Below are 14125 nucleotides of genomic sequence, written 5' to 3'. Positions count from 1 at the left end.
TACACCTCCCCCTCTCCCCCCCCCCCCCCCCCCCCCCCCCCCCCCCCCCCCCCCCCCCCCCCCCCCCCCTCCCCCCCCCCCCCCCCCCCCCCCCCCCCCCCCCCCCCCCCCCCCCCCCCCCCCCCCCCCCCCCCCCCCCCCACCATCCTGCCCAGTGGCCGTTCTCAGCGCGGGGGTTGCTGCTGGGGCGGGGCGAAGAACTGCTTGCACTCCGGGGCCTGCTGCGAGGCCGCCTTGAGCTCCTCGTTCCGGTCCAGCGCCGCCAGCTCGTCCTTGAGGTCCAGCTGCTGGCCCTTCTGCAGCTCCTGCTGCATCGCGGCCATGCCCTCCTGGAAGTTCTGCTCGTTGGTCGGATCGACCTGCTTCGCCTTCTCGCCCGCCGACGTCAGCAGGTCGCGGACCTGCGTGAAGCCCTGCTGGAAGCCGTCGTTGACCGAGTCCGCGCCCGCGATCGGCGCCGGTCCGAGGCCCCGCAGGCCGTTGATGGTGTCGTCGGCGGAGCGCACCGCCGAGTCGATTCGTTCGATCACCGTCTGCTTGACCGTGGCCGTGTTCGTCTTGTCGACTCCGGGCAGCTGCTTCTGGGAGGTGGCGAAGTCGCCCACCAGCCCGCACATCCGGCCCGCCCACGCGACTCCCTCCGGACTCGGGGCGGCCGGCTTCGGCGGCGGGGCGGGAGCCGGGGCCTGGGCCGGGCCTGCCGCGCACCCGGCGAGCGCCAGCGGGACGGCGGCGAGCACCGCGATGGACGTCGAGCGGATCTTCATGCGCACTCCTCGCAGAGATCGGAGTTGCCTTCGGCGTGCGCTCACAGACTCTCCCCCACCGCCCACCGCGCTCCGGAAGGCGGGGTCGCCGATCCGGCGAAACCCCAGCGCACGAAAAGGGCGCCGCCCCGCTCGGGGACAGCGCCCTTCCAGATCCGCACCGCCGGCGCGATCGGAGCGAACGGACCGCCCGCCTCGGCAATCGAGGTGAACGGTCCGTTCGCTTCACCACCGACGCGTCAGGCCGCTCCGTTGACCGCCTTGTCGTCCGAGGTGGATGACTCCGCGATCGCCGTGGAACGGCGCTTGGAGACCACCACCGCCGCGATGATCACCGCGACCGCGACGGCCGCGATGACGCGCCCGACCACCGGGTTCGCGTCCGTGCCCACGGTCAAGGTCACCACGGCCGGCGCGATCAGCACCGACACCAGGTTCATCACCTTCAGCAGCGGGTTGATCGCCGGGCCTGCGGTGTCCTTGAACGGGTCGCCGACGGTGTCGCCGATGACCGTGGCGGCGTGCGCCTCGGACCCCTTGCCACCGTGGTGACCGTCCTCGACCAGCTTCTTCGAGTTGTCCCACGCGCCACCGGAGTTGGCCAGGAAGATGGCCATCAGGGTGCCGGTGGCGATGGCGCCGGCGAGGTAGCCCGCCAGCGGGCCGACGCCCAGGCCGAAGCCGACCGCGATCGGCGCCAGCACCGCGAGCAGGCCGGGCGTGGCCAGCTCGCGCAGCGAGTCCCGGGTGCAGATGTCGACGACCCTGCCGTACTCGGGGCGCTCCGAGCCGTCCATGATCCCGGGCTTGTCGCGGAACTGCCGCCGCACCTCGTAGACCACGGCCCCGGCCGCGCGCGACACCGCGTTGATCGCCAGGCCCGAGAACAGGAACACCACGGACGCCCCGATGATCAAGCCCACCAGCACGTCCGGCGCGTAGACGAAGAACGTGGCGGCGTCGATGTGGCCGGCCACATCGGCCAGCGCGACGCCGATCGCGTCCGTGTAGGACCCGAACAGCGCGGTCGCGGCCAGCACCGCCGTCGCGATCGCGATGCCCTTGGTGATCGCCTTGGTGGTGTTGCCGACGGCGTCCAGCTCGGTGAGGATCTTCGCGCCCTCGCCCTCGACGTCACCGGACATCTCGGCGATGCCCTGCGCGTTGTCGCTGACCGGGCCGAAGGTGTCCATCGCGACGATCACACCGACGGTGGTCAGCAGGCCGCAGCCGGCCAGCGCGACGGCGAACAGCGCCACCGGCAGCGAACCGGACAGCAGGAACGCGCCGAACACCGCCGCGCCGATGATCAGCGCGGTGTACACGGCGGACTCGAAGCCCACCGACAGGCCCGAGAGGATCACGGTGGCCGCGCCGGTCAACGACGACTTGCCGACGTCGCGCACCGGGCGGTGCTCGGTGGCGGTGAAGTACCCGGTGAGCTTGAGGATGACCACCGCGAGCAGGATGCCGATGATCACCGCGACCAGCGCGATCACCGCCGGGTTGCCGCTCGTGGCGCGGATCTCCTCGGAGACGCCGGTGAGCTCGCCGAAGGAACTCGGCAGGTACAGCAGCGCGGCGATCACGCAGAGCACCGCGGAGATGCCCGCCGAGATGTAGAACGACCGGTTGATCGCGGTCAGCGCGCTTTCGCCGGCACGGGCCTTGGTGATGTACACGCCGATCACCGCGGTGATCACGCCCAGCGCGGGCACGATCAGCGGGAACAGCAGGCCGTGCAGGCCGAACGCGGCGGTACCCAGGATCAGCGAGGCGACCAGGGTGACCGCGTAGGACTCGAACAGGTCGGCCGCCATGCCGGCGCAGTCACCGACGTTGTCCCCGACGTTGTCGGCGATCGTGGCGGCGTTGCGCGGGTCGTCCTCCGGGATGTTCTGCTCGACCTTGCCGACCAGGTCGGCGCCCACATCGGCGGCCTTGGTGAAGATGCCGCCGCCGACCCGCATGAACATCGCCAGCAGGGCCGCGCCGAAGCCGAAGCCCTCCAGCACGCGCGGGGCGCCGCCGGCGTAGACCAGCACCACCAGCGCGGCGCCGAACAGGCCGAGGCCGACGGTGATCATGCCGACCACGCCGCCGGTGCGGAACGCGACCCGCATCGCCTTCTCGCGCCCCTCGCCTTCCTCGCGGGCGGCCGCCGCGACGCGCACGTTCGCGCGGGTGGACAGCCACATGCCGAGGTAGCCGATGGTGGCCGAGAACGCGGCGCCGAACAGGAAGAAGATCGATCGCCCGATCGTCTCGCCGGTGCTCTCCGAAGGCAGCGCGAACAGCACCAGGAACACGATCACGGCGAAGATCGCCAGGGTGCGGAACTGCCGGCTCAGGTAGGCCGAGGCGCCTTCCTGCACGCCCTTGGCGATGTCCTGCATCTTGGCCGTGCCTTGGCCGGCGGACAGCACCTCCTTGATCAGGACGTAGCCGAAGGCCAGGGCGGCCAGGGCGATCACCATCACGGCACCGACGACGACGTAGTCGGCGCCGCCGAGCTCGATACCGGTGGCTTGTTGGGCGAGGTCCATCCGGGTTTGCGAGCTCGGTGGTGCAGCGCCCTGGGCCCAGCCGTGCTGGACCGGGGTGAGCAGGGACATCCGTCCTCCTGGGTTGTGCTCGGTTCAGCACCGGGGCTCCGCAACGCTCGACGGGGCTCCGGTGCGCGGTAGGCGGCCCCGCCCGGTACGGCCGGTGATCGGTCGCTGGCCGTCCGTGGCGACGTCGTGGCTCGGGAGTCTATTCAGGCCACGAGTGGCTTACCTCACGGTGTGATACGCAACTCGTCACGACGTGGGACTCCGTGACGAAAGAATCGATTCAGATGGGTACTTGATCACCCAATTGGGCAAAGGTTGATTTGGCCCAAACGGGTTACATGGGGTATTAGGCACGACTCCGACGGTCCACCGGGTAGCCGCCGGAGTCAGCGCCACCGCCCCGGACCGAGGCAAGAACCAGCCGATCGAGCGATACCGACACGGATGCGGGAACCGGGAACGCGTGCGCGGTGCGCGATCGGCGCTGTGCGAGGCTCGCTAGCGTGCGCGCAGCGGACCAGGACAAGGGGCGGCGGTTACTCGACCGCGCGGTAGCCGGCATTCCGGCCGACGAAACGCCGTTGCGGCACGTCGCGCACCTGCCCACCCGCCCGGCCCGCACCGCCGACTGGCCCGAGTGGATCCCGCCGCGGCTGGTGGACGCGTTCCGCGAGCGCGGCGCGCGGGAGCCGTGGGTGCACCAGATCGAGGGAGCCGAGGCGGTCCGGGCCGGCGAGCACGTGGTCGTCGCGACCGGCACGGCCTCCGGGAAATCGCTGGTCTACCAGCTGCCGGTGCTCTCGCAGCTGCTCGAAGACGACCGGGCGACCGCGCTGTACCTCGCCCCCACGAAAGCGCTCGGCGCCGATCAGCTGCGCACCATCGGCGAGCTCGGCATGGCGGAGGTCCGGGCGGCGAGCTACGACGGCGACACGCCGCAGGTCGAGCGGGACTGGGTGCGCGCGCACGGCCGGTGGATCTTCACCAACCCGGACATGCTGCACTACGGCGTGCTGCCCGGGCATGGCCGCTGGGCGCGGTTCTTCCGGCGGCTCAGCCACATCGTGGTCGACGAGTGCCACACCTACCGCGGGGTGTTCGGCTCCCACGTCGCGCTGCTGCTGCGCCGCCTGCGCCGCGTCGCGCAGCACTACGGCGCGGACCCGGTCTTCGTGCTCGCCTCGGCCACCGTGTCCGACCCGGAATCGCTGGCCGAGCGCCTGACCGGCGTCTCGTGCCGCGCCGTGACCGATGACGGGTCTCCGCGCGGAGCCCGGACGGTCGCGTTCTGGGAGCCGCCGCTGCTCGACGAGATGATCGGCGAGAACGGCGCCCCGGTGCGCCGGGCGGTCGGCACCGAGGCGGCGCGGATCATGACCGAGCTGGTCATCGAGGACGCCCGGACGCTGGCGTTCATCCGGTCCCGGCGCGGCGTGGAGCTGGCGGCACTGTCCGCGCAGCGCGCGCTGTCCGATGTGGACGAATCGCTCGCCGCGAAGGTGGCCGCCTACCGTGGCGGTTACCTGCCCGAGGATCGCCGTGAGCTGGAGCGTTCCCTGCTCTCGGGCGAGCTCCGCGCGGTGGCCACCACCAACGCGCTGGAACTCGGCGTCGACATCTCCGGGCTCGACGCCGTCGTGGTCGCCGGTTATCCCGGCACCCTCGCATCCTTCTGGCAGCAGGCCGGACGCGCCGGGCGAGACGGCGACGGCGCCCTGGTCGTCTTCGTCGCGCGGGACGACCCGCTGGACACCTACCTGGTGCACCACCCGTCCGCGGTGCTCGAGCGCCCGGTCGAGGCGACGGTGCTCGACCCGACCAATCCGTACGTGCTCGAACCGCACCTGGCCTGCGCCGCCGCCGAGCTGCCGCTCGACGAGGACTCCTTCGACGTCTTCGGCGGCGAACCGGCTCGCTTGGCCGTAGCGGCGCTCACGGCGGACGGTGTGCTGCGCAAGCGCCCGCACGGCTGGTTCTGGACCTCCCGCGAGCGTCCACATCGGAACGTCGAGCTGCGGGGCGCCGGCGGGCATCCGATCGCCGTCGTGGAAGGCGAATCCGGGCGCATGCTCGGCACCGTGGACCCGGACTCGGCCTGCGGGACGGTGCACCCGGGAGCGGTCTACCTGCACCGCGGCGAATCGTTCGTGGTGGACGAGCTGGACCTGGAGACCGGGATCGCGCTGGTGCACGAGGAAAGCCCCGATTGGACGACCTCGCCCCGCAACGTGGTGGACATCTCGGTGCTGCGGACCATCGAGCGGCACGACACCGGGCGCGGCGTCACGGTCTGCCTCGGCGAGGTGGAAGTCACCTCACAGGTCGTCGGCTACCTGCGGAAACGGCCCTCCGGGGCGGTGCTGGACCAGGTTCCGCTGGACCTCCCCGCGCAGACCCTGATGACCCGGGCGGTCTGGTACACGGTCGGCGACGAGCTGCTGGTGGGCAGCGCGCCGGGGGGCGCCGGGCTGGATCCGGCGCGCATCCCCGGCGCGCTGCATGCCGCCGAGCACGCGGCGATCGGCCTGCTACCGCTGTTCGCGACCTGCGATCGATGGGACATCGGCGGGGTTTCCACCGCGCTGCACGCCGACACCGGGGAGGCAACGGTGTTCGTGCACGACGGTCATCCGGGAGGGGCCGGATTCGCCGATCGCGGTCATGCCGCATTGGTCCCATGGTTGGCCGCGACGCGGGAAGCGATCGCTTCCTGCGACTGCCCGGCGGGATGCCCGTCCTGCGTCCAGTCGCCGAAGTGCGGGAACGGCAACGAACCGCTGGACAAGGCGGGGGCGGTGGCTGTTCTCGATGCGGTGTCGGCCGCGCTCGGGGGCGGCGCCGGCGGATCGGCTGGGCTGCACGACCGTCCACAAGAGAGCTGAGCACGAAGGGCTGGTGCGTGCTCGGAGGAGACGCGTTCGGTCGTGTCGGGGAGCCCGGGCGCGGATGCCGATCCGTTCGGCGTCGGTGCGGCCGGCAGGTGGTCACCTGCCCGCTGCGAGAAGTTCCGCCACGTTCTCCGGACTGCTGTTGTCAAGGAGTTCGAGACCCGTGCAGAGCGCGTCCTGCACGAAGTCCGGGGTGGGCAGCTGCCAGGCGCAGACCTCCGGCTTGACCCGCCAGTGCACCGCACCACCGGGGTAGGCCGTCGGGGGCATCGGCACCCAGCTCCCGTTGCTGTGCAAGATGATTCCGCCCAGATCGGCCAGCTCGGGGTAGAGCTCGCCGCCGCCGGACATCAGGAAGTACCAGCGGCCGTCCGGGGTGGCCACGATCGGCACCGGGAAGCCGAGTGCGCGCAGCACCAACGCGGCGCGGTGGCCGAGGTTCGAGTCGACCTCGATGGCGTCGACCGTGGTTCCGGTGGCGACCAGCAGGCCGTAGGGCCGCTCCGTCCACCAGGACGTGACCTCGTCGGGGTTGGTGCCGAGGCGGTCCTGCCAGTCGCGGTATACCGGCCGCAGGCCGGTCTCCTGGCGTCCGCGGCGACCGATCCAGCCGTCTTCTTCGGGGTAGGTTCCGGGTAGCACCGGCCAACCGCGCGAGGCGAATCCGATTGCCTGCACGCGAAGTTCGATCCGGCTGCTGGTCAGCCCGGCCGGGTGGGCCGGGATGCCGCGGAAGGCGCTTTGCCACCTGTCCGCCGACCGTTGCATTTGCTCCGCCTCCTTGTTCCAAAGTGGGCGCCGGACCGGCGGCTCGGGGGGGCGCCTCCGGTAGAACCTTCGGCAGCCGCCTGATTCTCGACCTCGTTGTCGTGAACCTTGGGTCTTGCGCTCACACCACTAATCAACGTCATCCGAACCGGGCGAGTACACCCCCAGTCGACGACCGGTAGCTGAGCCGCGACGAACGCTCCCGCCCAGACCACGTGAACTAAACGGATCATCCTGTTGAGCGGCACCGGAACGACCGCTCGCTAGGATGAAATCCGGTCGCCCGACCGCTCGTCGACCGTTCGTCGCGGCCGGATCGATCGGCCGCCGTTCAGCTTCCCTCCGGCCCGGCACGAGCCCGTGCGCTGGCCTTTCGCCCGCCGGGTACGAACTCGGGAAGATCGGCCCGGACCGTCACGACGGCGTCCCAGCCGTCCATCCGGCACTCCGCGAGCTCGGCTCGCATCCCGCTCGCGACCCGGTTCGCACGCTCGCACGCGACCTGCTGCCCGTGCGGCGCGTACGCGGCGGCGGCCAGGGCGGCGAGATCCGCCGCCCCTTCGGCCCGGTGGCGGGCGACCGTGACCGCGCCCAGTTGCAGGACGACGGACAGCAGGATGATCAGCGCCAGCGAGAGCACCGCCGCAACCACGGTGGCCGCTCCCCGGTCGCCGCTCATGGCGCCACTCCTGGTTCCAGCACCGCCACCGCCCGCGCGTTCAGCCAGCGGCCGGGCAGGAACTCACCGGGCAGCGGGGCGCTCACCTCGGTGCTGACTTCATCGCCCTCGACCAGCACCGAAAGCGACGCGCCGCCGGGCGCGATGCGGCCGACCGCCTCGTCCGCGCGGGGCCGGTCGCCGCGCGCCACCAACCGCGCGGCTTCGATCGCCGCATCGGTGCAGCGGAGCTGGCCGATCAGCGCTCCGATCCCGGTCAGGATCAGCGCGAACACCGCGATCACCGAGCAGATGCCCAATGCCGCCTCGACCGTGACCGCCCCGGCATCGCGGCAGGCCGTTCCGGCGCCGGGCGACGCCGGAACCACCTGCGCGGCCATCAGGTATCGCCGCCTTCGAGCCCGCGGGCGATGAGCCCGGCGAGCGCGTCCTTGACCGAGTTTCCGGTCACGACGTCGTAGAGAAGCGACGCGAACGCCACCGCGGCGACGGTTCCCACCGCGTATTCGGCGGTGCTCATGCCACCGTCCCCGTGCAGCAGGGCGCGCAGTCGGCGCGTCGCCGTCCACCGGTTCGACCTGGCACTCATCTCGATCAACCTCCAGTTCAGATCCACAATGGACTTACAAGGGCACCGCGAGGCGGTGCATCATGCCGACCACCACGGGCAGCACCCCGAGGCACAGGAACGCAGGCAGGAAGCACAGGCCCAGCGGCGCCGAGATCCACACCGTTGCGCGCTGCGCGCGTGCTTCGGCCTGCTCGGCAACCGCAGCTCGCGCATGCGCAGCGATTTCGCCCGCCACGTCCGCCAGCGCGCTGCCGGTCCGGGCGGTGCGCCGGGCCGCCCGTGCGAGTTCTGCGGTGTCCGGGTTCCGCAGCGCCGGTTCCCAGCCGGTCGCGGCATCCGCGCCCAGCGCGAGGTGGTCGGCGACCTCGCGCAGAGTTCGGTGCGCCGCACCGGTGAGTTCGTCGGCAACCGCGCGCACGATCACCGGCACCGGCAGCCCGGCGCGCATCCCGGCGGCCAGCAGGTCCCACCCGGCGGCCAGCGCGAGCGGATCCGTCCGGTCGCGGCGCCGGTCCGCGAGCGCCGACCACCGGCGCAGGGCGAAGGCGGCGGCCAGTCCCATCGAGATCCCGACGACCGGGCCCAGCACCTGCACCGCACCTGCCCCGACGGCCAGCGGCAACGCCCAGACCACAATGGACTTCCTGGGACGCCCGCGAGCCGGCGAGCGCGGGCCGAGCGACCGGAGCCTCGCCCGTGCCGAGCTCGGCGGCACGAGCAGCAGAGCCGCGGCCGCGAGCAGCAGTTCGATCACGGCTGCACCACCGCCCTGGTCAGGCGCAACGTCCAGCCGACCCCGGCGCACAGCAGGGCCACTCCGACCAGCAGGAGCAGTTGCCCGAGCAGCCCGCCGGTCAGGACGGTGATCGGCTCCGCCCCGACGGCCTCACCGAACAGCAACCCGAAGATCGGCAGCCCGGTGAGCACGGCGGCGGTCGATCGCGGGCCGGCCATCTTCGCCTCGACGTCCCGCCGGAACGCGGTCCGCCGCTCGACGTCGCGGCGCACCGCATCGAGCAGGTCGGCCAGCGCTACGCCATGCCGCTCCGCCAGCGCCCAGGCCCTGGCCATCCGGTCCTGCGGCCCGCGCAGCTCGGCGATCCCGTCGTGCCCTTCGAGTGCCGCCGCGACATCGCCGCCGAGCCGGACCGTGGTGGCCATGTCCTGGAACACCCCGGCCACCGCCGGACCGGCCTCGGCCGCCGCTCCCTCCGCAGCGGCGGCCGGGTGGGCTCCAGCGCGCAGCTGCGCCACCAGCAGCCGCAGCCCCGCGGTCAGCTCGTCGGCCCGGTCCAGCCGATGTCGCCAGTCCCGCTGCGTTCGCCCGTACTTCGCACCGAGCAGCGACAACGCAACAGCCGCGCAAGCACCGGCCGGGCCGGCGAAGCCCCAGCCCGCGACGGCGCCGGCTGGAATCACGAGCAGCCGGGCGCCACCTCGGAACGAGGGCCTGGCAACGCGCACCGGCTCCGCGAGGAGCCGGTCGCGCGCCCTGATCTCCGGCCAGCAGAGAACGGCTACGGCCAGCACGACCAGCGCGTGGATCAGCACGGCAACGCACCTCCTCTCGCGGCCAGCAGCGCCGCCAACGCGTCCTTGCCCGGCCCCCACCCGCTCTCGGCCTGCCAGGCCGGAAGCACCTCGACAAGCTCGCCGTTGCGTCGCAGCACGCCTATCCCGGCGAGATGCCTTCCGCGCCGAGCGCTCCTGCGAACGTGCAGCACCACCTGCACTGCTGCGGCGAGCTGGCTGTGCAGGGCCGCGCGTGGCAGCCCGCCGAGCGCCGCCAGCGCCTCCATCCGGGCCGGAACCTCTTGCGGCGAGTTGGCGTGCAACGTGCCGCCGCCCCCGTCGTGCCCGGTGTTCAGCGCGGCCAGCAGCTCGCGCACCTCACCGCCGCGGACCTCGCCGACGACGAGCCGATCGGGCCGCATGCGCAGCGCCTGCCGGACCAGGTCGCGGACCTGGATCTCGCCGGCTCCCTCGACGTTCGCCGGGCGGGTGAGCAGCCGGACCACGTGCGGATGACGCGGGTAGAGCTCGGCGGCCTCCTCGACGCACACGATGCGCTCGGATTCCGCGACCTCGCCCAGCATCGCCGCCAGCAACGTCGTCTTGCCGCTGGCCGTGCCGCCGACGACCAGGAAGGCCAGCCTGGTCGCGACGATTTCGCGCAGCACCGCGGCGGTCGGGCCGTCGAAGGCACCGGAACCGCACAGCGCGTCGAGATCGTGCGCGGCCGGGCGCAGCACGCGCAGCGAGATGCAGGTGCCCTCGCCCGCAACCGGCGGAAGCACCGCGTGCAGCCGCACCGGCCCGGATGCGCTCTCCTGCGGCAACCAGGCATCGACCCATGGCTGGGCGTCGTCCAGCCTGCGGCCGCTGGCCACCGCGAGCCGCTGCGCGAGGCGGCGCACCGCGTCTTCGTCGGCGAAGCGCACCGCCGCCCGCTGCAGCCCTTCGCCGCGGTCGACCCACACCTTGTTCGGCGCGGTGACGAGCACGTCGGACACCGCCGGATCGCGCAGCAGCGGCTCCAGCACGCCGGCCCCGCGGAATTCCTGCTGCACCAGGCGAAGTGCGGCCAGCACGTCGGCGTCGGCGACCAGCCCACCCGACTCATCCCGCACCGCGGACGCGACGGCGGCCGAGGTCAGCGTGGCGCCGCTGCCGACCAGTCGGCTGCGCACCCGCTCCAGCAACTCACCGTTGATCGAATCGGCCACAGTGGACGATTCCGCCGATCCGCCGGGGATCGGGTCGACTTCCAGGACACGACTCATGGACATGACTCGACTCACTTCCGTTCCGATGGAGCACCGAAAGAGCTGATTCCCCGCGCCGCCCGCGGCGTGCTTCCCTGCCGTCAACCAGCCACTGTGGACGGTTCCGAGCGGCCGAGCGCGGCCAGGACTTCCCGCGCGACCCGGGCCACCGGGCCCCGCCGCACCGGGCCGGCCGCGGCGAGACCGCCGCGATCCAGGACCGCCGGCAGGCGCGGCTGCGGCCGCATGACCGCCAGGACCTCCGCGCCCACGGCTCGCGCCACGTCCGCCGCGCGCAGCCCACCGGGCGCGGGCCCCCGGACCACCAGCCGGACCGGACCGGCCGCGTGTTCCCGGATGCTCGCCACCGCGCGTGCCGCCGCCGCGCAGGCGCGCACCTCGGCAGGCACGACGACGACCGCCAGGTCCGCATCGCGCAGCCCGGCCGCGGCCGCCGCCGGAAGGGTGCGCGGCAGGTCGCAGACCACGGTGTCGCCGGCCCTGCGACCCGCACCGAGCACGGCTCGCACCGCCTCCGGCGTCAGCCCGGTCGGCGGCCCGTCGCGGTCGCAGGACAGCACCGTGATCGCGCCGCTGCCGATCCGGCGCTTCGGCAGCGCCTCGTGCAGCGCGCTCGCGGCGAGTCGGCCGGCGTTGACGGCCAGCCCCGACCAGCGCAGACCGTCGGCCGCCTCCGCACCGACGGCGAGATCGACCCCGCCACCGAGCGGATCGCAGTCGACCAGCAGCGACCGTTCTCCGCTGTGCGCGGCGAACACCGCCGTCGCGGTGGCCAGCACGGACGCTCCCGCCCCACCGCAACCGCCCAGCACCGCGAGCACCCGGCCGCCCTGCGCCGGAGCGTCGCCGGCATCGGCCAGCAGCTCGATGAGACCCGCCTCGTCGGCAGGCAGTTCGAGCACGCGCTCGGCGCCGATCTCGAACGCGGCACGCCAAAGATCGGGCGTCGGATCCTTCGACAGCACAACGACTCCGCGTCTTCGCGGCAGTCCATCGGCCGCGCCGAGCGCAGCGGCGTCGAGCAGCACCAGCGGCGCGGTCCGCCAGCTCGGCGGCGCCGGGCCCGGCACGTGTTCCACTTCGCCGCCGGCCGCCGCGGCCAGCCGCGAGACCTCTTCGGCCAGCGCGGAATCCCGCGCGACGAGCAGCGGGCGTGCAGCAGTCATGGCGATGCCTCCGGCAATCGAATGGTGGGGATGGATGCGCGCCGAATTGGCGCCCGATAACCAAGGTGGCCGGATCACCGGCATCTGCCAACCGACTTTTCCAAATCTGTGGACAAACCGACGACCTGTGGATAACTCGCATACCCCGAAAGCGCGACATCGCCCGCGAAAAACGGAAAGAGTTCGCATTGGCTTCCGGCGGAATGGACCGCGGCGGAGCCCCCGGAAAGGGGACGGCCCCCGCCAGGGGGGAGGGGCGGGGGCCGTCTGCAGTTCAGCTCCGGGGGGTCGAGCTGAACCTGCCCGGTAGCACCGGACTCCCCTCACTCTAGCTCGTAGATCCCCCGCAATGCCTCCCGTCCATTTGAGCGAACGTTCTCGCTCCCAGTGCGCACCGAACCGGTCGGTAGCCGACATTCGAGTCAAGAAGAAACTCCCACTAGACGAAAGCAACGCCCAACACCACACACAGCGTGAGTTCTCGACGCGTGGCGGCCCGCCCCCGCCCCAGGCGCGCGAGATCGGGCCACCCGAGCCCCCCGAACTAGCAAATCCCGGGCCGCCGACGGCGCGACAACGGGCTCGGCGACTAACGGATCAATTGCCGAAAACGATGCGCAAGGCCACCACCGGGATTGGAAAACCCTTCGGTAATGCGCGCCCGCAGCCCGCCGAAGCGGGCTCGTATGCTGTGCGGCGTGACAGAGCCCGCGAACCCATCGACCCACACCGGACGCCGGGTGGCCGCGTTCTTCGACCTGGACAAGACCGTCATCGCCAAGTCGAGCACCCTCGCCTTCAGCCGCCCCTTCTTCCAGGAAGGGCTGATCAACCGACGGGCCGTGCTGAAAAGCGCCTACGCCCAGTTCGTGTTCATGCTGGCGGGCGCCGACGCCGACCAGATGGACCGGATGCGCGCGCACATCACGTCGCTGTGCACCGGCTGGGACGTCGAGCAGGTCAACGCGATCGTCGAGGAAACGCTGCACGACATCGTCGATCCGCTGGTCTACAAGGAAGCCACGCAGCTCATCGCGGAGCACCAGGAGCAAGGCCACGACATCGTCGTGCTGTCGGCCTCGGGCGAAGAAGTGGTCGCCCCCATCGCGAAGCTGCTCGGCGCGACGCACTGGTCCGGCACCCGGATGGTCGTGGTCGACGGCCGCTACACCGGCGAGATCGAGTTCTACTGCTCCGCGGAGAACAAGGCGGCCGCTGCCCGCGAGCTCTCCGACGAGTACGGCTACGACCTCGCCGAGTGCCACGCGTACTCGGACTCGATCACGGATCTGCCGCTGCTGGAGGCCGTCGGGCACCCGACCGTCGTCAATCCCGACCGCGGACTGCGCAAGGAGGCCGTCCAGCGCGGCTGGCCGACGCTGTCCTTCGAGCACCCGGTGTCGCTGCGCGCCCGGATCCCCACCCCGTCCCGCGCGGCGGTGACCGCGGCCGGCGTCGGCATGGGCGCGGTGGCCGCGGCCGGTGCGGCGTGGTGGGGCCTGCGGGCCTGGCGACGCCGGCGCTGACCGCCGCATCGGGCGCGCGGTACCGCGCCGACGGCGAAGATCGCCACCCGAAAAAACCCATACCTACGGCCTGCATCCGAACCCTTGCAGTGACGCGCGTCACCGACTACAAAGGAGGTGCGGACCCTGGTTGGCCAGGGATGTTACGGAGGAGAAGTAACATCCACCCCGATCAGACTCCGCGCGCGAGGCCCGGAGCACCCACGCGTTGCCGCACACAAGGCTGGTCGTTCCACGGGGTTGCGTACCGGGACGCCGGACGCCTAGCCCGGAAGTTACGACAAGAGTGCACGCTTGGTAACCCGAGTACTCGCGCAGAGGGGCGGGGGGGGGGGGGGGGGGGGGGGGGGGGGGGGGGGGGGGGGGGTTGTGTTTTTTTGCCTTTCTTTGTGTTCTTTTCTGCCCGCAATGGAGCGCGT

The 14125-nt window shown here is 72.1% G+C and carries 12 protein-coding genes; 2 read left to right on the top strand and 10 right to left on the bottom strand.

What is annotated here, in order from left to right:
* Positions 1-164 precede the first annotated feature (164 nt).
* On the bottom strand, positions 165-767 hold the full coding sequence (locus AC07EQ_RS38700) for a hypothetical protein (protein WP_478392781.1): 603 nt from the start codon (positions 765-767) through the stop codon (positions 165-167).
* 239 nt (positions 768-1006) lie between these two features.
* Positions 1007-3382 (bottom strand): sodium-translocating pyrophosphatase, encoded by a 2376-nt coding sequence (locus AC07EQ_RS38695; protein ID WP_478392780.1) that lies wholly within the window; start codon positions 3380-3382, stop codon positions 1007-1009.
* Between the two features lie 443 nt (positions 3383-3825).
* Between AC07EQ_RS38695 and AC07EQ_RS38690 the strand changes: the two genes are divergently transcribed.
* Positions 3826-6204 (top strand): DEAD/DEAH box helicase, encoded by a 2379-nt coding sequence (locus AC07EQ_RS38690; protein WP_478392779.1) that lies wholly within the window; start codon positions 3826-3828, stop codon positions 6202-6204.
* Between the two features lie 102 nt (positions 6205-6306).
* Here the strand turns inward: AC07EQ_RS38690 and AC07EQ_RS38685 are convergent, their stop codons facing one another.
* The 8 genes from AC07EQ_RS38685 to ssd form a co-directional block, all read right to left on the bottom strand.
* Entirely contained in the window at positions 6307-6978 is a 672-nt protein-coding gene (locus AC07EQ_RS38685) for a bifunctional DNA primase/polymerase (protein ID WP_478392778.1), read from the bottom strand.
* A gap of 331 nt (positions 6979-7309) precedes the next feature.
* Positions 7310-7657, bottom strand: a complete 348-nt coding sequence (locus AC07EQ_RS38680) for an Rv3654c family TadE-like protein (protein WP_478392777.1) — start codon at positions 7655-7657, stop codon at positions 7310-7312.
* Entirely contained in the window at positions 7654-8037 is a 384-nt protein-coding gene (locus AC07EQ_RS38675; protein WP_478392776.1) for a TadE family type IV pilus minor pilin, read from the bottom strand. The genes AC07EQ_RS38680 and AC07EQ_RS38675 overlap by 4 nt, the downstream gene beginning before the upstream one ends.
* Entirely contained in the window at positions 8037-8246 is a 210-nt protein-coding gene (locus AC07EQ_RS38670) for a DUF4244 domain-containing protein (protein ID WP_132484423.1), read from the bottom strand. The genes AC07EQ_RS38675 and AC07EQ_RS38670 overlap by 1 nt, the downstream gene beginning before the upstream one ends.
* Before the next feature lie 34 nt (positions 8247-8280).
* Complete coding sequence (locus tag AC07EQ_RS38665) at positions 8281-8982, bottom strand: type II secretion system F family protein (protein ID WP_478392775.1); 702 nt, start codon at positions 8980-8982, stop codon at positions 8281-8283.
* Positions 8979-9779, bottom strand: a complete 801-nt coding sequence (locus AC07EQ_RS38660; RefSeq protein WP_478392774.1) for a type II secretion system F family protein — start codon at positions 9777-9779, stop codon at positions 8979-8981. Before AC07EQ_RS38660 ends, AC07EQ_RS38665 begins: the two co-directional genes overlap by 4 nt.
* Complete coding sequence (locus tag AC07EQ_RS38655; RefSeq protein ID WP_478392815.1) at positions 9773-10942, bottom strand: TadA family conjugal transfer-associated ATPase; 1170 nt, start codon at positions 10940-10942, stop codon at positions 9773-9775. The genes AC07EQ_RS38660 and AC07EQ_RS38655 overlap by 7 nt, the downstream gene beginning before the upstream one ends.
* Before the next feature lie 152 nt (positions 10943-11094).
* Positions 11095-12180 carry a septum site-determining protein Ssd gene (ssd, locus tag AC07EQ_RS38650; protein ID WP_478392773.1) on the bottom strand — a complete coding sequence of 362 codons (1086 nt, stop codon included), beginning with the start codon at positions 12178-12180 and terminating at the stop codon, positions 11095-11097.
* Between the two features lie 686 nt (positions 12181-12866).
* Here ssd and AC07EQ_RS38645 point away from each other — a divergent pair.
* Positions 12867-13706 carry an HAD family hydrolase gene (locus AC07EQ_RS38645; RefSeq protein WP_478392814.1) on the top strand — a complete coding sequence of 280 codons (840 nt, stop codon included), beginning with the start codon at positions 12867-12869 and terminating at the stop codon, positions 13704-13706.
* Positions 13707-14125: the final 419 nt, after the last annotated feature.

The organism is Saccharopolyspora sp. NPDC045839, assembly GCF_056431645.1.
This window is presented reverse-complemented; position numbering and strand designations above follow the sequence as displayed.